Here is a 17,925-nt window from a genome sequence, read left to right on the forward strand (position 1 = left end):
GGTCGGCCGCCGGGCCGAAACCCGGCCTCTGCCCGCCGGCCGGGCATGCGTCCAAAGCAGACCAAGGAAGCATCAAGGACGCATCAAAAAAGCCCCCGAAAAAACACACACCCAGACACACCTCTGTCATCCATTTCCCACACGCCTCCGTGTTTTCCCCAATCCCACCCCGAACCATCAGTCCTAAACTCACGCTTGTTTCAAGAAAAAAGTGTCATTTCAAATTTGAAACAGACACAAACCCCCTTCGATTGAGGTACGCCATGAACACCACGCCCTCCACAGGCCAGCTTGCCGGCCGCCGCATCCTCGTCACAGGCTCGGCGCGCGGCCTGGGCTTTGCGTTCGCCAAGGCCTTTTGCGAGCAGGGCGCGCGTGTCGCCATGGCCGATCTGCGCGAGGAGCTGCTGGCCGAGTCCGTGGCCCGGCTGCGTGCGCAGGGCTTCGAGGCCCATGGCTTCGGGCTGGATGCCGGCAATCCGGAGTCGATAGAGCGCTGCGCGCAGCAGGCCGTGCAGGCGCTGGGCGGGCTGGACGGCCTGGTGAACAACGCGGCCGTGACCGATTCGGGCGGCAAGGGCATGGACGACATCGATCTGGACAAGTGGGACCAGGTGATGAACGTGAACGTGCGCGGCGTGTGGCTGATGACGCGCGCCTGCCGCGCCGCGCTGCGCGACAGCGGCCGGGGCGCCATCGTGAACCTGGCGTCCGACACCGCGATGTGGGGCGCCCCCAACCTGATGGCCTATGTGGCCAGCAAGGGCGCGGTGATGGCCATGACGCGTTCCATGGCGCGCGAGCTGGGGGCCGACGGCATCACCATCAACGCCGTGGCGCCGGGCCTGGTGCTGGTGGAGGCCACGGAATACGTGCCCGAGCACCGCCACCGCCTGTACATCGACCAGCGCGCGCTGCAGCGCGAGCAGCGGCCCGAGGATGTGTCGGGCGCCGTGGCCTATGCGCTGTCCGATGGCGCGCGCTTCGTGACGGGGCAGGTGCTGCCCGTCAACGGCGGCTTCGTCATGAATTGAAGGGGTTTCGCCATGACCGACACCACCCCTTCCGGGAATGCCGAGAGCGCCGAGAGCGCGGACAACGGCGCCGACAAGTACATGGTGCCCGCGCTGGAGCGCGGCTTGCGCCTGCTGCAGGAGTTCGGGCGCGGCAATGCCACGCTGGGCGCGCCCGAGCTGGCCCGCCGCCTGCAGCTGCCGCGCGCCACGATTTTCCGCATGCTCAACACGCTGGAGGCCATGGGCTTTCTGCAGCGTGCCGAGGGCAGCAATGACTACCGGCTGGGCCTGTCCGTGCTGCGCCTGGGCTTCGAGTTCCTGTCGTCCATGGACCTGACCGAGCTGGGCCAGCCCGTGATCGCGCGGCTGTGCGGCGAGATCCGCTATCCCTGCAACATCGTGGTGCGCGATGGCCGCTCCATCGTCTACGTAGCCAAGGTCACGCCGCCCACGCCGCTGACCAGTTCGGTACGCGTGGGCACGCGCCTGCCTGCCCACGCCACGGCCCTGGGCCGCGTGCTGCTGGCCGATCTGTCCCTGCCCGAGCTGCGCGCGCTCTATCCCGAAGAGCACCTGGAAGCGCACACGCCCAAGACGCCGCGCACGGTGCTGGACCTGTTCAACCTGGTCGAGGCCGACCGCGAGCGCGGCCATGTGTTCAGCGAAGGCTTCTACGAAAGCTCCATCTGCACCATCGCCGCCCCCGTGCGCGACCACAGCGGCCGCGTGGTGGCGGCGCTGGGCACGACGGTCCCCGCGCCCCATGTGGAGGAGGGCCGTGCCGAGACCCTGATCGCCGGCGTCTGCGACGCGGCGGCCGAGCTGTCCGAGCTGCTGAACTACCGCCCGCAAACGCAAACGCAAACGCAAACGCAAACGCAAACGCAGACGGCACAGCTGCTTTCCCTCAATTCCCGGCGCGCAGGAGGCGGCCATGTTTGATTCCCAACTCAAGGACACCACGGCCGTCGTCACCGGCGGCTCTTCGGGCATTGGCCTGGCCACGGTCGATCTGCTGCTGTCGCAGGGCGCGCGTGTCGCCCTGTGCGGGCGCAGCGCCGAACGCCTGGAGCAGGCCGTGCAGCAACTGCGCGGGCGCCATCCCGAGGCCCGCCTGTTCGCCCAGGCCTGCGACGTGCTCGACGCCGCCCAGGTGCAGCAATTTGCGCGCGACAGCGAGGCTGCGCTGGGTCCGGCCTCCATCCTCGTGAACAACGCGGGCCAGGGCCGGGTCTCGACGTTTGCCAGCACCGACGATGCGGCCTGGACCGAGGAGCTGCACCTGAAGTTCTTCTCGGTATTGCATCCCACGCGCGCCTTTTTGCCGCAGCTCGAGCGCACGGCGCAGCCGGCCATCGTCTGCGTCAATTCGCTGCTGGCCTCGCAGCCCGAGCCGCACATGGTGGCCACCTCGGCCGCGCGCGCCGGCCTCAAGAACCTGGTGCGCTCCATGGCCACCGAGTTCGCGCCCAAGGGCGTGCGCGTCAACGGCATCCTGGTCGGCCTGATCGAGTCCGGCCAGTGGCGCCGCCGCTTCGAGGCGCGCGAGGACCGCAGCCAGGACTGGAACGCCTGGAGCGCCGACCTCGCCCGCAAGAAGTCCATTCCGCTGGGCCGCCTGGGCTCGCCCGACGAGGCCGCGCGCGCCATCTTCTATCTCGCCACGCCCCTGTCCTCCTACACGACCGGCAGCCACATCGACGTCTCCGGTGGCCTTGCACGGCAAGCGTAGTGCTCCAGCCCCTTCACCCGATTCAAAGCAGAACATGACTTCTTCCGCATCCAAAATCACCGTCGGCGCCGTTGTGGCCCAGTTCCTCGAACACTGCGGCGTGCAGGCCGCGTTCGGGGTGATCTCCATCCACAACATGCCCATCCTGGACGCGATGAATGCGCGCGGCCATGTCCGCTTCGTGATGGCGCGCGGCGAGGCCGGGGCCGGCAACATGGCCGATGCCTGCGCGCGTTCCACCTCCAGCCTGGGCGTGTGCATCACCAGCACCGGCCCGGCCGCCGGCAACATTGCCGGCAGCCTGGTGGAGGCCTATACGGCCGGCACGCCGCTGCTGCACATCACGGGCCAGATCGAGACGCAGTACCTGGACCAGAAGCTGTCGTACATCCACGAGGCGCCCGACCAGCTGACCATGCTGGGCGCCGTGTCCAAGGCGGCGTTCCGCGTGCGCAGCGCCGAGACCTGCCTGTCCACCCTGAAGGCCGCCGTGCAGGCCGCCATGACCGCGCCCACGGGCCCGGTGAGCGTGGAGATTCCCATCGACATCCAGCAGACCGTGATCGACATGCCGGCCGACCTGTCGCCGCTGCCGGTGGCCGTGCTGGCACCCAGCGAGGCATCGCTGGATGCGCTGGCCGACACGCTGGCCAAGGCGCGCCGCCCGCTGCTGTGGCTGGGTGGTGGCGCACGCCACGCAGTCGCTGCCGTGCAGCGTCTGAAGGCGCTGGGCTTCGGCATCGTCAGCACGGGCCAGGGCCGCGGCATCGTGGCCGAGGACGATCCGGCCTCGCTGGGCGCCTACAACATCCAAAAGCCCGTGGAGGCCTTCTACCAGCGCTGCGACGCCATGCTGGCCGTGGGCACGCGCCTGCGCAGCAATGAGACGCTGAAGTACGAGCTGAAGCTGCCGCGCCCGCTGCTGCGCATCGATGTGGACGCCGCCCAGCAGGGCCGCTGCTACGCCGACGACGGCTTTGTCTGCGGCGACTCGGCCCTGGCGCTGACGGGCCTGGCCGACCGGCTGGAGGCGCGCGGCTACAAGGCCGACCCCGAGCTGCTGGCCGATCTGCGCCAGGTGCACGACGAGGCCGTGGCCACCATGCGCGACGGCCTGGGCCCGTACAGCGTGCTGGTGCAGGAGCTGCAAAAGGCCGTGGGCCGCAACTTCAACTGGGTGCGCGACGTGACCGTCTCCAACAGCACCTGGGGCAACCGCGAGCTGCGCTTTTTCGAGCCCAACGCGGGCGTGCACGCCACGGGCGGCGGCATCGGCATGGGCATGCCCATGGCCATCGGCGCGGCCGTGGGCGCGGCGGTCAGCGGCTCGGGCCGCAAGACGCTGGGCCTGGCGGGCGATGGCGGCTTCATCCTGAACCTGGGCGAGCTGGCCACGCTGGTGCAGGAAGAGTGCGACACCCTGATCGTGCTGATGAACGACCAGCGCTACGGCGTGATCCAGAACATCCAGGACGCCTCCTACGGCGGCCGCCGCTGCTATGTGGAACTGCACACGCCCGACTACGCGCAGCTGTGCGCCTCCATCCAGCTGCCCCATGCCCGCGTGCAGAACCTTGACGAGCTGCCGGCCGTGCTGGCCTCGGCCTGGCCGAAGAAGGGCCCCTTCCTGCTGGAGATCGACATGCGCGCCATCGGCAGCTTCAAGGCCACGTTCTCGGGCCCGCCCGTGAACAAGCTGGACCAGATCCCGGCCACCACCACGGCGTCCAAGGCCGCCTGAGGCGGCTGGATTCGAACGAACGAGAGAGGCTCACCATGTCGAACCTGGAACTGCTCCCCATCAATATCGCCGGCGAATGGCGCCTGGGCGGCGGTGGCGAATCCACCACGCTCTATCCCGCCACCGGCGAAGTGGTGGGCCGCCTGCGCGCGCCCAGCCTGGAGGATGTGGAGGAGGCCATCCAGAAGGCCGACCACGCCTTCCGCACCAGCGGCTGGGCCCAGAAAAAGCCCCATGAGCGCGCGGCCGTGCTGCACCGCGTGGCCCAGCTGATCCGCGAGCGCGCCGAGCCCCTGGCCCAGCTGCAGCGCCTGGACAACGGCAAGCCCATCAAGGAAACACGCATGCTGGTGGCCAGCGCCGCCGCCACCTTCCAGTTCTTTGCAGCCGCCTGCGAGACCATGGAGGAAGCCATCACGCCCTCGCGCGGCGACTTCATGACCATGAGCGTGTACGAGCCCATGGGCGTGGTGGCAGCCATCACGCCGTGGAACTCGCCGATCGCCAGCGAGGCGCAAAAGCTGGCGCCCGCGCTGGCCGCCGGCAACGCCGTGGTCGTCAAGCCCGCCGAGGCCACGCCGCTGCTGGCGCTGGAGCTGGCGAAGATCTGCGAAGAGGCCGGCGTTCCCAAGGGCCTGGTCAGCGTGCTGCCGGGCCGTGGCTCGGTGATTGGCGATGCCATCACCAAGCATCCCCTGGTCAAGCGCGTGTCGTTCACGGGCGGCACGTCCACGGGCAAGCACATCGCCCACATCGCGGCCGACAAGATGATGCCGGTCTCGCTGGAGCTGGGCGGCAAGTCGGCCACCATGGTGCTGGCCGATGCCGACATCGACCATGCCGTCAACGGCGTGCTCTACGGCATCTTCAGCTCCTCGGGCGAGTCGTGCATTGCGGGCTCGCGCCTGTTCGTGGCGCGCAGCCTGCATGCCGAATTCATGCAGCGCCTCACGGCCAAGGCCGCCGCGCTGCAGGTGGGCGACCCGGCCGACGAGCGCACGCAGATGGGGCCGCTGATCACCGCCAAGCACCGCGAATCCATAGAAAGCTATGTGGCCCTGGGCCTGTCCGAGGGCGGCCGGCTGCTCACGGGCGGCCAGCGGCCCGAGGGCGCGCAGTTCGAGCGCGGCTACTACTACCGCCCGACCATCATCGACGGCGTGAAGAACGACTGGCAGATCTGCCAGCAGGAAATCTTCGGCCCCGTGCTCGTGGCCATGCCCTTCGACAACGAGGACGACCTGCTTGCCCAGGCCAACGACAGCGTCTACGCGCTGGCCGCCGGCATCTGGACGCGCGACTACAAGAGCGCCTGGCGCATTGGCCGCGCCGTGCAGGCCGGCACGGTCTGGATCAACACCTACAAGCAGTTTTCCATCTCCACGCCCTTCGGCGGCTGGCGCGACAGCGGCCTGGGCCGCGAGAAGGGACGGCTGGGCATACAGCAGTACATGGAGCAAAAGAGCATGTACTGGGGCTTGAACGAGAGCCCCATCGCTTGGGCAAATTGAAGGAGCACGACATGAGCGTACTGGGCATAGACGAAATCACCTACGGCGCGGACGACCTGGCCACCTGCCGCCGCTTCTTCCTGGACTGGGGCCTGGCGCTGGTGCAGGAAGCGGACGACCGGCTGGTGTTCGAGACCCTCAACGGCTGCCGCGTGATCGTGGCCGCCGTGGACCATCCCGATCTGCCGCCCGCCATCGAGGCCGGCCCCACGCTGCGCGAAGTGGTCTGGGGCGTGGAAAGCGAGGCGGACCTTGCGCTGTACGCCAGCCGCATTGCCGCACTGCCGGGCTTCACACAGGGCCAGGGGCGCATAGGCTGCACCGACCCCAACGGCCTGTCCGTGCGCCTGCAGGTCACGCAAAAGCGTGATGTGGATGTGCAAGGCGCCGCCTACAACACCTGGAACCGCAAGGACCGCGTCAACCAGGCCAGCCCCGCCTACGAACGCGCCCAGCCCATCGAGGTCGGCCATGTGGTGTTCTTCGTCAAGGACGTGCAGGCCTGCGAGCGCTTCTACGTGGACAACTTCGGCTTCGCAGCCTCGGACCGCTACCCCGAGCGCGGCGCCTTCCTGCGCTGCGCGCCTGACGGCGGCCACCACGACATCTTCCTGCTGCAGCGCCCGGCCAAGGACGCGGGCCTGAACCACGTGGCCTTCACGGTGCGCGACATCCACGAGGTCTTCGGCGGCGGCATGCACATCTCGCGCTGCGGCTGGGACACCCAGCTGGGCCCGGGCCGCCATCCCGTGTCCTCGGCCTATTTCTGGTACTTCCGCAATCCGGCCGGCGCCCTGGTCGAGTACTACGCCGACGAGGACCAGCTCACCGCCGACTGGCAGCCGCGCGAGTTCGAGCCCGGCCCCACGGTGTTTGCCGAATGGGCCATCGATGGCGGCATCGACGGCAACACCCGGCGCCAAAAGGGCGTTGGCACATCGGACGGCAAGTTCATCACCGACAAGCGGCATTGAGACCGCGCCTGACGGCTCACCCCACAACCCAACCACCCCACGGCCCCCACCATGAACAAGACACGTCGCCAGGTTTCTCTTGCCGCTGCATTCCTGGCTGCAGCCACGCTGTCCGGCACCGCGATGGCCCAGGCCTATCCGGCCAAGCCCATCACCATCATCGTGGCCTATCCGGCCGGTGGCGACACCGATGCCATGGCGCGCCTGTATGCCGAGAAGCTGTCCACGCGCCTGGGCCAGCCCGTGCTGGTGGACAACCGCCCCGGTGCCAGCGGCACCATCGGCAGCGTGCATGTGGCCAAGGCCGCGCCGGACGGCTACACCCTGCTGCTGGCGCCCAATACCTTCGCCATTGCGCAGTTCGTGCTCAAGACGGCCTCGGGCTCCAGCTACGACGTGCTGCACGGCTTCACGCCCATCGTGCAGACCAGCGTGCAGCCCATGTTCGTGGCCACCAACCAGGCCTCGGGCATCAAGGACATGAAGACCCTGATCGCCCAGGGCAAGCGCGACGGCCTGACCTACGCCAGCCCCGGCAGCGGCTCGCCCATGCACATCCTGGGCGAGATGTTCAACCGCGCCGCCGGCACGCGCATCGCCCACATCCCCTACAAGGGCGTGGCACCCGCCGTCAACGACCTGATCGGCGGCCATGTGCCCACGACCTTCATGACCTGGGGCCCGATTGCGCCCTACATCGGCGGCAAGGTCACCGCCCTGGCCGTGGCAGACAGCCAGCGCAGCGCGCTGGCCCCCAATGTGCCCACCCTGGCCGAGCTGGGCGTCAAGGACGTGGAAGTGTCCGCATGGCAGGGCCTGTTCGGCCCCAAGGGCTTGTCGCCCGAGACCGTGAAGCTGCTGAACACGCACCTCAACGAGATCCTGAAGATGCCCGACGTGGTCTCCAAGATGGCCACCTTCGGCGCGCTGCCAGCAGGCGGCGAGCCCGCGAGGCTTGAGAAGACCAATGCAGCGGACTTCAACCGCTTCGGCAAGCTCATCAAAGACCTGGATATCAGGGCTGATTGAGCACCCCCCACACAAGACAGTTTTCGAAGGAGAGAACCATGGCCGCTGATCGCTATCTCGAGCCGCACCAGGCGCGCGAACGTGCCCCCACCCTGATGGAAGACCTGCTGGGCGATTCCATCGAACGCGCCTTCGGCGAAGGCGTGCAGACCCTGCCCGAACTGGTGGCCTATCTCAACCGCAGCGGCCCCGCTGGCGAGAACGGCCAGGCCTGGACCGAAGACAGCTTCCAGGCGCTGATGGCGCGGCTGGGCTATTGATACCGAGCAGGACTGGAGAGCCCCATGAACGTACAAACCATCACCATCGATCCGGTGGACGGCCTGCTCAACAAAGGCCTGAAGAACCTCTGGTACGCGGTCTGCCCCTCGGACTTCGTGAAGACCCAGCCCGTGTCGGTGCGCCGCTTCGGCCGCAAGATCGCGCTGTGGCGCGATGCCGCCGGCCAGGTCCACGCGCTGGAAGACCATTGCCCGCACCGCGGCGCGCCGCTGTCGCAGGGCGTCATCCTGGGCGACCGCCTGGCCTGCCCCTACCACGGCGTGGAAGTGCGCGGCGACGGCACGGTGACCAAGGTGCCCGGCAGCCCCGGCTGCAAGCTCGAAGGCTCGCGCGCGGCGCTGGCCTTCCATGCGCGCGAGGCCCATGGCGCCATCTTTCTCTACAACAGCGACAAGGCCGTTGACGAGGCGCCCGAGTTCACGCTGCCCGAGGAGCTGACCTCGCCCGAGTACTCCAACTTCCTGTGCTATGCCGAGTGGCGCAGCGACTACCGCTATGCGCTGGACAACGTCATGGACCCCATGCACGGCACCTTCCTGCACAAGCAGTCGCACTCCATGGCCGAGGGCGACAGCAAGGCCACGTTCCAGGTGCGCGAGACCGATGATGGCTTCGTCTTCGAGAAAGTGGGCCAGCGCGGCGTGAACTTCGACTGGACCGAGTGGGGCAGCACGGGCGTGCACTGGATGCGCCTGGAGATCCCCTATCCCAAGACCGGCGGCCCCGGCGGCAACTTCGCCATCGTGGCCTGCGTCACGCCCATCAGCGCCGACCTGTGCGCCGTTTTCTTCTGGCGCTGCCGCAAGGTGCAGGGCTGGATGCGCGACACCTGGCGCTTCCTGTACCGCAACCGCCTGGAGGCGCGCCACTGGGCCGTGCTGGAGCAGGACCGGATCATGATGGAGCAGATGGAGCTGGACGCCAACGAGCGCGAGAACCTCTACCAGCACGACATCGGCCTGGTGCGCCTGCGCCGCCACCTGCGCCGCCTGGCCCAGGAGCAGATCGACGAAGGCGCCGCATCATGAGCACCAACCTCCAGGCCTTCGTGCACACGCTGCGCTTCGAGGCCCAGGACACCATCAGCGTGGACCTGCGGCCCGTGGCGGGCGGGGAGTTTCCCGCCTTCACGCCGGGCTCGCACATCGATCTGCACCTGCCCAACGGCCTGGTGCGCAGCTACTCGCTGAGCAACCCCAGCGAGGAGCGCCACCGCTACGTGGTCGGCGTGCTGCGCGACCGCGCCAGCCGAGGCGGCTCGCGCTGCGTGCACGAGTCGCTGCGTGTGGGCATGCCCATCACCATCTCCGAGCCGCGCAACCATTTCGCGCTGGACGAAAGCGCCGCGCACACCGTGCTGGTGGCCGGCGGCATCGGCATCACGCCGCTGCTGTGCATGGCGCGCCGGCTCAAGGGCCAGGGCCGCTCGTTCGAGATGCTGTACTTCGCCCGCGAGCGCAAGGGCGCGGCCTTCCTGGAAGAGCTGCAGGCGCTGGGCATGCCGCTGCACCTGCACTTCGACAGCGAGGCCGGTGGCCCGCCCGACCTGCGCGCGCTGCTGGCCCAACGGCAGCCCGATGCGGGCACGCACCACTACGCCTGCGGCCCCACGCCCATGCTGGACGCCTTCGAGAAGTTCTGCGCCGAGCTGGGCCACGCCAACGCCCATATCGAGCGCTTCACGCCCGTGGAGGTCAAGGCCGCCGATGACGCGCGCAGCAACTACACGGTGGAGCTCAAGCGCAGCGGCCGCTTCATCGAGATCACGCCCGAGAAGTCGCTGCTCGACACCCTGCTGGATGCCGGCATCCAGATGGACCACAGCTGCTGCGAAGGCGTCTGCGGCTCTTGCGAGACGCGCGTGCTCGAAGGCATTCCGGACCACCGCGACTCGGTGCTCAGCCCCAAGGAAAAGGCCAGCAACAAAGTGATGATGGTCTGCGTTTCCGGCTGCAAGAGCGAACGTTTAGTGCTCGATATCTGAGCAGGCAATCAGACCTGCACGGCAACAACCCACCACCCCCAAGCCCCCCAAGCCACCACCCCAGAGGAGACAACCCCATGAAAACCATCCATACGCCCATGCTGGGCGTGGCGCTAGCCTGCCTGGCGTCCTTGCCCGGTGCCGCTTCGGCGCAGTCCAAGGTCGAGATCTTCGGCGTCGTCGATGTCGGCGTCACGCACCTGAACGGCTCCGGCCCGTCCAAGACCGGCCTGTCCACGGGCGGCGCCAACATCAGCCGCCTCGGCTTTCGCGGCACGGAAGAGCTGGGCGGCGGCCTGCGTGCGGGCTTCTGGCTGGAGGCGGGCATGGACGTGGACAGCGGCTCGGGCAAGGCCAGCGGTGGCGGCCTGAGCTTCAACCGCCGCTCCACCGTGAGCCTGTCGGGCGACTTCGGCGAAGTGCGCCTGGGCCGCGATGACTCGGCCACCTTCCTGAGCACGCTGATCTTCGACCCCTTCCTCACCAACGGCGTGGGCGGCACCATGGGCTTCACCATGCTGGGCATTCCCGGCACGGGCACGGCCACGGGCGGCGCGCCCATCCAGATCAGCAACGCGGTCAGCTACTTCCTGCCGCAGAACCTGGGCGGCTTCTACGGCCAGGTGCAGGTGGCCATGGGCGAGCAGGCGCGCAGCGCACCCAACAAGAACCAGGGCGACTACCGCGGCCTGCGCTTCGGCTACCGCCAGGGCCCCTTCAACGGCGCGCTGGCCACGGGCAAGTTCTATGGCGACAGCGATGCGACCAACCTCACGGCCAGCAACGTGGGCCTGAGCTGGGACTTCGGCGTGGCCAAGCCCATGCTGCTGTGGGCCACTGAAAAGCGCGGCGCGCTCAAGGTCACCGCCCTGCAGCTGGGCGTGACCGCGCCCGTGGGCATGGGCGAGTTCAAGGCCTCCTACGGCCACTACAACACCGACGGCAGCAATGCCGACTGGAACAAGATCAGCGTGGGCTACGGGCACAACCTGTCCAAGCGCACCCAGGTCTACGGCACGGTGGCCTTCCTCAAGAACAAGGACGGCGCGGCCAAGTCCATCGGCGTGCAGGGCCTGTCGGCCCCGGGCACCACGCTGGGCGGCCGCTCCTCCGGCTTCGAGGTGGGCGTGCGCCACTTCTTCTGATACAGCCCATCGGGCGATAGAGACTTGCCATGAAAGATATGCGTGCGGCCCGCTGGTGGGGGGTGATCAGCCTCTTCATCATCGTCGCCATCTCCTATGTGGACCGGATCAACCTTTCGATCCTCATCCTCGACCAGGGATTTCTGGACCACATCGGGCTGACGCACGACGACCGCACGCGCCAGGGCCTGCTGGCCACGGCCTTCATGGTGGGCTACGGCGTTTCTTCCTTCGTGTTGACGCCGTTTTGCGCGGCGCTCTTCGGCGTGCGCCGAAGCCTGGTGGTCGGCCTGCTGCTGTGGGGCGCCGTGTCCTTTCTGTCCCCGGCCATGAACAGCTATGGCCTGCTGCTGGCCTCGCGCATCCTGCTGGGCATCTCCGAAGGACCGCTGTACTCGCTGGCGGGCAGCTACATCAAGGCGCATTTCCAGAGCCACGAGAACGGCTTGCCCAACTCCTTCGTGAACATGGGCACGGGCCTGGGGCTGGCGGTGGGCTATCCGCTGATCGGCTACCTGGTGGCCGGCCATGACTGGCAGACCTCGTTCCACGTGCTGGGCCTGATCAATGTGGCCATCGGCATTCCGCTGGTGCTGGCCTTCATCCGCATGCCCCGCGTGGACACCGGCATGCCGCGCCCGCGCTCGCTGGGCGAGGCGGTGGGCCAGGTCGGCCAGATCGTGCGCGGCGCCATGCACACGCGCTATCTGGTGCTGGTGGCCGTGCTGTCGGCGGCCTTCTTCTCCTACCTCTGGGGCAGCAGCAACTGGCTGCCGGCCTATCTGGAGTCGCGCGGCTTTTCGCTGCGCGAGATGGGCTGGCTGGCCTCGCTGCCCCAGTACGCCACGGTGCTGGCCGTGCTGGTCGGCGGCATCGTCATCGACCGCCTGCCGCGCCGCCAGGTGCCGCTGATCTTCGTCGGCGGCAGCCTGGGCCTGGCGCTGGCCATCTGGCTGGCCATCCACATGGACGACCGCTACGCGGCGGCCTACTGCCTGATCGCCGCCAACTTCTGCTGGGGCCTGATGAGCCCGGCCATTCCCAGCACCGTGCAGTACTGCGCGCGGCCCGAGCATGTGGCCAGCGCCTACGGCGTCGTCAACGGCACGGCGACCCTGGTGGCAGGCTTCATGCCTGCGCTCATGGGGGCCGTCATCGGCTGGACCTCGCATTCGGCCGGTGGCGGGTTCGTCGCAGGCTTCAGCCTGCTGGTGGGCACGCAACTGGTGGTCATGGTCTGCGGCCTGGTGCTGTGGCTGCGCGAGCGCGGCCGGGGCACCGACAGTGCCAGCGATGCCCGGGACAGGTCCGCGCGCACGGCCTGACCTGCACTACAGCGCGCCCGCTGCGGCGCACTGCTCCAGAAACGTCACCAGGGCCTGTACGCGCGCCGTGCGGCCCTTGCGCGTGGGCACCAGCAGGGTGACGGGCGCGCTGCCGAAATGCCAGTCGTGCAGCACGCGCACCAGCCGGCCCTCGGCAACGGCCTGCTCCATGTCCCATTGCGAACGCAGCACCAGGCCCAGGCCCTGCTCGGCCCAGTGGCGGGCCACGCCGCCATCGTTGGTGACGTAGGACGGCGTCACGCGCAGGGTCTGGCCGTCCGCGGCACGCCGGCTGGCGGCGGGGCGCAGGTGCCACAGCGTCACGTCTTCCTCGTTCTCGCGGATGCAGATGCAGGCGTGCTCCAGCAATTCGCGCGGCGTGGTGGGCGTGCCGTGGCGGCGCAGGTAGTCGGGGCTGGCGCACAGCCAGCGGTCGTTGGCGGCCAGCTCGCGCGCGACCCAGGAGGAGTCGCGCACCGCGCCGATATGGACCACGGCGTCGGCATCGTGGCGGTCGGGGAAGGGCGTTTCGCGCAGGTCCAGCTGCAGTTTCAGTTGCGGGTGCTGGCGCGTGAAGGGCACCAGGGCCGGGGCCAGCCGGCTGCGCCCGTAGCCAAAGGGCGCGGCAATGCGCAGCGTGCCGCCCAGCTGGCGGGCATCGCCGTGCAGCGAGTCGCGCAGCTCCTCGATCTGGCCCAGCAGCCGCACGGCCTCGCGGGCGAAGCGCTCGCCCTCGGGCGTCAGCGCCAGGCGCCGCGCGCTGCGGTTGGCCAGGGACAGGCCCAGTTCGGCCTCCAGCCGGCGCAGCCGCATGGACAGGGCGGGCGGCGTCACATCGAGCGCACGGGCGGCGGCGCTCAGCGAGCTTTCGCGCAGCAGGGCGGCGGCAAGCTGCAGGTCTTCGATGGCAATCATTCAATTTGCCTTAACGATTGATGACGGCGGATTTAACCACGGGCACAGGTTCCATCCGTACAGTTCCAGGCCATGAACACCCCAGCCCCACTGACGGAACCGACCGCCGCCGCCTGGCCCCGTGCCGTGCTTTTTGACCTGCTGACCGCCTTGCTCGACTCCTGGACGGTTTGGAACAGCGCTGCCGGCAGCGAGGCCGCCGGGCGCGACTGGCGCGCCGAGTACCTGCGCCTGACCTATGGCTGCGGCGCCTACCAGCCCTATGAAGACCTGGTGCGCGACGCGGCCCGCAACCGGGGCCTGCCCGCCTCGGCCGCCGACCGGCTGGAGGCGCAATGGGACCAGCTGCAGCCCTGGGATGGCGCACGCGAGCTGCTGGCCGCCCTGCGCCCGCACTGCCGCCTGGCCGTGGTGACCAATTGCTCCGAGCGCCTGGGTCAACGTGCCGCCGCGCTGCTGGGCGTGGATTGGGACGTGGTGGTCACCTCCGAAGCAGCAGGCTTCTACAAGCCCGACCCCCGGCCCTACCAGCTGGCGCTGGACCGGCTGGGGCTGCCTGCGGACCAGGCCGCCTTCGTGGCCGGATCGGGCTATGACCTGTTCGGCACCTCGGCCGTGGGCCTGCGCACCTTCTGGCACAACCGCGTGGGCCTGTCGCGGCCCGATGGAGCGCCCGCCGCCGAAGCTGAAGCTTCCACGCTGGCCCCCGCCTTGCCCTGGCTGCGCGGTTTTGCCGCAGGCCGCTGACTGTGCCAAGTCTCTTTCAGGAGCCACCATGCAAGACACCCTTTTGACGCTGGACACGCCCGCTGCCGTGATCGACCTCGACCGCATGCAGCGCAACATCGCCCGCATGCAGCAGCGCATGGACGCGCAGGGCGTGCGCCTGCGCCCCCATGTGAAGACCAGCAAGAGCGTGCCCGTGGCCGCCGCGCAGCGTGCGGCCGGGGCCTCGGGCATCACGGTCTCCACCTTGAAGGAGGCCGAGCAGTTCTTTGCGGCAGGCACCACCGACATCCTCTATGCAGTCAGCATGGCGCCGCACCGCCTGCCGCAGGCCCTGCAACTGCGCCGGCGCGGCTGCGATCTCAAGCTCATCGTGGACAGCGTGGCGGCGGCCCAGGCCATTGCCGCGTTCGGCGGCGAGCAGGGCGAGGCCTTCGAGGTGTGGATAGAGATCGATACCGACGGCCACCGCTCCGGCGTGGGCGCAGACGATACGCCGCTGCTGCTGGCCATTGGCCGCACGCTGCACGACGGCGGCATGCGCCTGGGCGGCGTGCTCACGCATGCAGGCTCCAGCTACGAGCTGGACACGCCCGAGGCGCTGCAGGCCCTGGCCGAGCGCGAGCGCGCCGGCTGCGTGCAGGCTGCCGAGGCCCTGCGCGCGGCCGGCCTGCCCTGCCCCGTGGTCAGCGTGGGCTCCACGCCCACGGCGCTGGCGGCCAGCCGGCTGGACGGTGTGACCGAGGTACGCGCAGGCGTCTACGTGTTCTTCGACCTGGTGATGCGCAACATCGGCGTGTGCACGGCCGAGGACGTGGCGCTGTCGGTGCTCGCCACCGTGATCGGCCACCAGGCCGACAAGGGCTGGGCCATCGTGGATGCGGGCTGGATGGCCATGAGCCGCGACCGCGGAACGGCCCGGCAGAAACAGGATTTCGGCTACGGCCAGGTCTGCGACCTGCAGGGGCGGGTGATGCCGGGCTTCGTGCTCACGGGCGCCAACCAGGAGCACGGCATCCTGGCCCGGGCCGATGGCGCGGCGGAGGCCGACATCGCCACGCGCTTTCCCCTGGGCACACGGCTGCGCATCCTGCCCAACCATGCCTGCGCCACGGGCGCGCAGTTCCCGGCCTACCAGGCGCTTGCGGCAGATGGCTCGGTGCAAACCTGGGAGCGGCTCCATGGCTGGTGAAAACGGGATCGATCTGCGCCATGCATCGCCGAACCTGCCTGCGCCGGGCGGCCACTACAGCCACACGGCCACGGGCCAGGGGCTGGTCTTCGTGTCAGGGCAGCTGCCCATACGGCCCGACGGCACGCGCCTGGTGGATGCCGGTTTCGAGGACCAGGCCAGGCAGGCGCTGGCCAACCTGGCAGCGGCGCTGGAGCTGGCCGGCAGCGGCGTGCCGCGGCTGCTGCAGGTGCGTGTGTACCTGGACGACATGGCGCACTGGCCGGCCTTCGACCGCATCTACGCAGACTGGGCCGGCACGCACCGGCCCGCGCGCGCCGTGGTGCCCACGGGGGCGCTGCATTTCGGGTTGAAGGTGGAGATCGAGGCCGTGGCGCTGGCCTGAAGAAAGCCCGGCCCGAGGGGGCCGGCTGTCGCTACTTCAGCCAGCCGCGCTTGCGGAAGTAGAGCATGGGCCCCACGGCGCTGAGCACCATGAGCCCGATGACGTAGACGTAGCCGAACTCCCATTCCAGCTCGGGCATGAACTTGAAGTTCATGCCGTAGACGCTGGCGATCAGCGTGGGCGGCAGCAGGGCCACGCTGGCCACCGAGAAGATCTTGATGATCTTGTTCTGGTTGATGTTGATGAAGCCGACCGTGGCATCCATCAGGAAGTTGATCTTGTCGAAGAGGAAGGCCGTGTGGCTGTCCAGCGATTCGATGTCGCGCAGGATCTGGCGCGCTTCCTCGAACTGCTCGGCATTGAGCATCTTGGAACGCATCATGAAGCTGACGGCGCGGCGCGTGTCCATGACGTTGCGGCGGATGCGGCCGTTCAAGTCTTCCTGGCGCGCGATGGCGCCCAGCACCTCGCGGGCCACGTCGTCGGTCACGTCGCCGGACAGCACCATCTGGCTGGCTTTTTCGAGGTCGTCGTAGATGCGCTCCAGCGTGTCGGCCGAGTATTCGGCGTCGGCGTCGAAGAGCTTGAGCAGCACGTCCTTGGCCTCGTCGATCAGGCCCGGCGCCCGGCGTGCGCGCATGCGCAGCAGGCGAAAGACCGGCACGTCCTCGTCGTGGATGGAGAACAATACGCCGCAGCTGCGCAGGTTCTTGTTGTGCTCGTTGACGATGAAGGCCACGCGCACCGAACGCGGGTCCTCGTCATCGTCGATCAGGAAGTCGCTGCGGATGTGCAGCTCGCCGTTGTCTTCTTCGTAGAAGCGGGCCGATTCCTCGATGTCGTCGTCCATCGCATCCTCGGGGATGGACAGCTCGTAGTGCTGCTTGATCCAGCGCTTTTCCTCGACCGTGGGCGACTCCAGGTCCACCCAGATCGGCTTGAAGCGGGACAGCTCCTCCAGCGACTCGATCTCTTCTTGAACCAGGCGGCCATTGGCCAGCGTAAAGATGTTGAGCATAGGCTCACTCCAGGTGTTCTTCTCAGGCGTGCGGGGTATCGGAGGTGCTTTCAACCCCACAGGCCAACCGGGAGTTGAAAGCTACCAACTGGGGTAGGTTTCCACGGAGCTTTCTCCAAGATGCAAAGCGTTGGATTATGCAGCGTTGCGCTGCAGCATGCGGGCCGGCTGCGCTATTCGGAAGCGGCTCCAGGGGGCATCTGGCGGCCTGTCACAAAAGCCTGGGCATGGCACAGGTCGGCCCAGGCGCCAGCCTTGGCCTGGGGCGCGCGCAGCAGGTAGTTGGGGTCGTAGCTGACCACGGCGGGCACGCCCGCAATGCGGTGCGGCTCGGCGCGCAGGCGGCCCAGCGCCTCCTGGCGCTGCAGCACGGCACGCGCCGTGGCCAGGCCCAGCACCAGCACGCAGGCCGGGCGCAGATCGCGCAGCAGCGCCTCCAGCGATGGCTGCAGCGCCGGTACCTCGGGCGCCTCCTGTCCTTCGGCCGCAGGCTGCACGCGGTGCAGGGCGGCGCTGTACAGGCGCGGATGGTCCTGCAGGTTCAGCGCGCGCAGCATGTTGTCCAGCAGCCGGGCCGCGTCGCCTTCCAGCGCGGTGCGCGCGCAGTCGGGGCCGGGGCGCTGGGCGGGTGGCAGGGGCAGGGAGTTGGCGGGCGGCTCCAGCAGGATCAGCCAGCCGCCTTCGCCGCCATCACCGGCAGGCGGCGTTGCCGCATAAACGGGCCGCACGGGGCCCAGCCGCCAGCCCAGCCCCGGGGCGCCGGCCACGGGCTGCTGCACGTAGCGGCGCGGCGGGCGTTCGCGTTCGGGAATGACGGGTGCGGGAGGCGGCGGCGCCTGGACAGGCGCCTGAACAGGCACCTGAACGCGTGCGGGCGTTGGCGCGGCGACAGGCGCCCGTGCAGCAGGCGCCGGGGGGGCGCCTCCTGCACGGGCGGCGGCACGGGGCGG

Annotated in this window: 17 protein-coding genes and 1 pseudogene; 15 read left to right on the forward strand and 3 right to left on the reverse strand. The window is 68.8% G+C overall.

The annotated features are described in order from the left end of the window. Nucleotides 1-263: 263 nt before the first annotated feature. From ACM14_RS28595 to ACM14_RS28650, 12 genes are all read left to right on the forward strand, one after another. The gene (locus ACM14_RS28595) at nucleotides 264-1,034 is read left to right on the forward strand and encodes an SDR family oxidoreductase (protein ID WP_012202888.1); all 771 of its coding nucleotides are present in this window, start codon (nucleotides 264-266) and stop codon (nucleotides 1,032-1,034) included. A gap of 12 nt (nucleotides 1,035-1,046) precedes the next feature. Next, a complete protein-coding gene (locus tag ACM14_RS28600; RefSeq protein ID WP_065348025.1) occupies nucleotides 1,047-1,958 on the forward strand; it encodes an IclR family transcriptional regulator in 912 nt (303 codons plus the stop codon). Beyond that, the gene (locus ACM14_RS28605) at nucleotides 1,951-2,748 is read left to right on the forward strand and encodes an SDR family oxidoreductase (protein ID WP_016452046.1); all 798 of its coding nucleotides are present in this window, start codon (nucleotides 1,951-1,953) and stop codon (nucleotides 2,746-2,748) included. Before ACM14_RS28600 ends, ACM14_RS28605 begins: the two co-directional genes overlap by 8 nt. 34 nt (nucleotides 2,749-2,782) lie before the next feature. Continuing rightward, on the forward strand, nucleotides 2,783-4,489 hold the full coding sequence (locus ACM14_RS28610) for a thiamine pyrophosphate-binding protein (protein WP_065348026.1): 1,707 nt from the start codon (nucleotides 2,783-2,785) through the stop codon (nucleotides 4,487-4,489). A gap of 35 nt (nucleotides 4,490-4,524) precedes the next feature. Next, nucleotides 4,525-6,000 carry an aldehyde dehydrogenase gene (locus ACM14_RS28615; RefSeq protein WP_065348027.1) on the forward strand — a complete coding sequence of 492 codons (1,476 nt, stop codon included), beginning with the start codon at nucleotides 4,525-4,527 and terminating at the stop codon, nucleotides 5,998-6,000. A gap of 11 nt (nucleotides 6,001-6,011) precedes the next feature. After that, nucleotides 6,012-6,974: a VOC family protein gene (locus tag ACM14_RS28620; protein ID WP_047217885.1), complete on the forward strand. Its 963-nt coding sequence runs from the start codon at nucleotides 6,012-6,014 to the stop codon at nucleotides 6,972-6,974. A gap of 51 nt (nucleotides 6,975-7,025) precedes the next feature. After that, entirely contained in the window at nucleotides 7,026-8,003 is a 978-nt protein-coding gene (locus ACM14_RS28625; RefSeq protein ID WP_065348028.1) for a tripartite tricarboxylate transporter substrate binding protein, read from the forward strand. Between the two features lie 38 nt (nucleotides 8,004-8,041). Beyond that, on the forward strand, nucleotides 8,042-8,263 hold the full coding sequence (locus tag ACM14_RS28630; RefSeq protein WP_012202895.1) for a recombinase-like helix-turn-helix domain-containing protein: 222 nt from the start codon (nucleotides 8,042-8,044) through the stop codon (nucleotides 8,261-8,263). A gap of 24 nt (nucleotides 8,264-8,287) precedes the next feature. Then, nucleotides 8,288-9,313, forward strand: a complete 1,026-nt coding sequence (locus ACM14_RS28635; RefSeq protein ID WP_012202896.1) for an aromatic ring-hydroxylating dioxygenase subunit alpha — start codon at nucleotides 8,288-8,290, stop codon at nucleotides 9,311-9,313. After that, the gene (locus ACM14_RS28640; RefSeq protein ID WP_065348029.1) at nucleotides 9,310-10,269 is read left to right on the forward strand and encodes a PDR/VanB family oxidoreductase; all 960 of its coding nucleotides are present in this window, start codon (nucleotides 9,310-9,312) and stop codon (nucleotides 10,267-10,269) included. The genes ACM14_RS28635 and ACM14_RS28640 overlap by 4 nt, the downstream gene beginning before the upstream one ends. 77 nt (nucleotides 10,270-10,346) lie before the next feature. Then, on the forward strand, nucleotides 10,347-11,414 hold the full coding sequence (locus tag ACM14_RS28645; protein WP_065348030.1) for a porin: 1,068 nt from the start codon (nucleotides 10,347-10,349) through the stop codon (nucleotides 11,412-11,414). 29 nt (nucleotides 11,415-11,443) lie between these two features. Further along, nucleotides 11,444-12,739, forward strand: a complete 1,296-nt coding sequence (locus ACM14_RS28650; RefSeq protein ID WP_012202899.1) for an MFS transporter — start codon at nucleotides 11,444-11,446, stop codon at nucleotides 12,737-12,739. Nucleotides 12,740-12,745: 6 nt separating this feature from the next. On the opposite strand, the gene ACM14_RS28655 is transcribed toward ACM14_RS28650, so the two are convergent. Next, the gene (locus ACM14_RS28655) at nucleotides 12,746-13,654 is read right to left on the reverse strand and encodes a LysR family transcriptional regulator (RefSeq protein ID WP_065348031.1); all 909 of its coding nucleotides are present in this window, start codon (nucleotides 13,652-13,654) and stop codon (nucleotides 12,746-12,748) included. A gap of 72 nt (nucleotides 13,655-13,726) precedes the next feature. Here ACM14_RS28655 and ACM14_RS28660 point away from each other — a divergent pair, with 72 nt between their 5' ends. The 3 genes from ACM14_RS28660 to ACM14_RS28670 are packed head-to-tail and all read left to right on the forward strand — an operon-like array spanning nucleotide 13,727 to nucleotide 15,957. Continuing rightward, complete coding sequence (locus ACM14_RS28660; protein WP_065348032.1) at nucleotides 13,727-14,401, forward strand: HAD family hydrolase; 675 nt, start codon at nucleotides 13,727-13,729, stop codon at nucleotides 14,399-14,401. Between the two features lie 28 nt (nucleotides 14,402-14,429). Further along, nucleotides 14,430-15,572: a DSD1 family PLP-dependent enzyme gene (locus tag ACM14_RS28665; RefSeq protein ID WP_065348033.1), complete on the forward strand. Its 1,143-nt coding sequence runs from the start codon at nucleotides 14,430-14,432 to the stop codon at nucleotides 15,570-15,572. Next, nucleotides 15,562-15,957, forward strand: a complete 396-nt coding sequence (locus ACM14_RS28670) for a RidA family protein (protein WP_012202904.1) — start codon at nucleotides 15,562-15,564, stop codon at nucleotides 15,955-15,957. The genes ACM14_RS28665 and ACM14_RS28670 overlap by 11 nt, the downstream gene beginning before the upstream one ends. Before the next feature lie 31 nt (nucleotides 15,958-15,988). Here ACM14_RS28670 and corA read toward each other — a convergent pair whose 3' ends face one another. Both corA and ACM14_RS28680 read right to left on the reverse strand, forming a co-directional pair. Next, nucleotides 15,989-16,975, reverse strand: coding sequence for a magnesium/cobalt transporter CorA (gene corA / locus ACM14_RS28675; protein WP_013804498.1), 987 nt, complete (start codon nucleotides 16,973-16,975; stop codon nucleotides 15,989-15,991). A 173-nt stretch (nucleotides 16,976-17,148) separates the two neighbouring features. After that, nucleotides 17,149-17,925 (reverse strand): annotated as a pseudogene (locus ACM14_RS28680) (uracil-DNA glycosylase family protein); the annotation flags it as partial.

Origin of the sequence: Delftia sp. JD2, from assembly GCF_001682645.1 — a bacterium.
GTDB classification, from domain to species: domain Bacteria; phylum Pseudomonadota; class Gammaproteobacteria; order Burkholderiales; family Burkholderiaceae_C; genus Comamonas; species Comamonas acidovorans.

Coding starts and splice junctions, on each gene's coding strand:
- ACM14_RS28595 (WP_012202888.1), top strand. CDS start 264: ATGAACACCACGCCCTCCACAGGCCAGCTTGCCGGCCGCCGCATCCTC.
- ACM14_RS28600 (WP_065348025.1), top strand. CDS start 1,047: ATGACCGACACCACCCCTTCCGGGAATGCCGAGAGCGCCGAGAGCGCG.
- ACM14_RS28605 (WP_016452046.1), top strand. CDS start 1,951: ATGTTTGATTCCCAACTCAAGGACACCACGGCCGTCGTCACCGGCGGC.
- ACM14_RS28610 (WP_065348026.1), top strand. CDS start 2,783: ATGACTTCTTCCGCATCCAAAATCACCGTCGGCGCCGTTGTGGCCCAG.
- ACM14_RS28615 (WP_065348027.1), top strand. CDS start 4,525: ATGTCGAACCTGGAACTGCTCCCCATCAATATCGCCGGCGAATGGCGC.
- ACM14_RS28620 (WP_047217885.1), top strand. CDS start 6,012: ATGAGCGTACTGGGCATAGACGAAATCACCTACGGCGCGGACGACCTG.
- ACM14_RS28625 (WP_065348028.1), top strand. CDS start 7,026: ATGAACAAGACACGTCGCCAGGTTTCTCTTGCCGCTGCATTCCTGGCT.
- ACM14_RS28630 (WP_012202895.1), top strand. CDS start 8,042: ATGGCCGCTGATCGCTATCTCGAGCCGCACCAGGCGCGCGAACGTGCC.
- ACM14_RS28635 (WP_012202896.1), top strand. CDS start 8,288: ATGAACGTACAAACCATCACCATCGATCCGGTGGACGGCCTGCTCAAC.
- ACM14_RS28640 (WP_065348029.1), top strand. CDS start 9,310: ATGAGCACCAACCTCCAGGCCTTCGTGCACACGCTGCGCTTCGAGGCC.
- ACM14_RS28645 (WP_065348030.1), top strand. CDS start 10,347: ATGAAAACCATCCATACGCCCATGCTGGGCGTGGCGCTAGCCTGCCTG.
- ACM14_RS28650 (WP_012202899.1), top strand. CDS start 11,444: ATGAAAGATATGCGTGCGGCCCGCTGGTGGGGGGTGATCAGCCTCTTC.
- ACM14_RS28655 (WP_065348031.1), bottom strand. CDS start 13,654: ATGATTGCCATCGAAGACCTGCAGCTTGCCGCCGCCCTGCTGCGCGAA.
- ACM14_RS28660 (WP_065348032.1), top strand. CDS start 13,727: ATGAACACCCCAGCCCCACTGACGGAACCGACCGCCGCCGCCTGGCCC.
- ACM14_RS28665 (WP_065348033.1), top strand. CDS start 14,430: ATGCAAGACACCCTTTTGACGCTGGACACGCCCGCTGCCGTGATCGAC.
- ACM14_RS28670 (WP_012202904.1), top strand. CDS start 15,562: ATGGCTGGTGAAAACGGGATCGATCTGCGCCATGCATCGCCGAACCTG.
- corA (WP_013804498.1), bottom strand. CDS start 16,975: ATGCTCAACATCTTTACGCTGGCCAATGGCCGCCTGGTTCAAGAAGAG.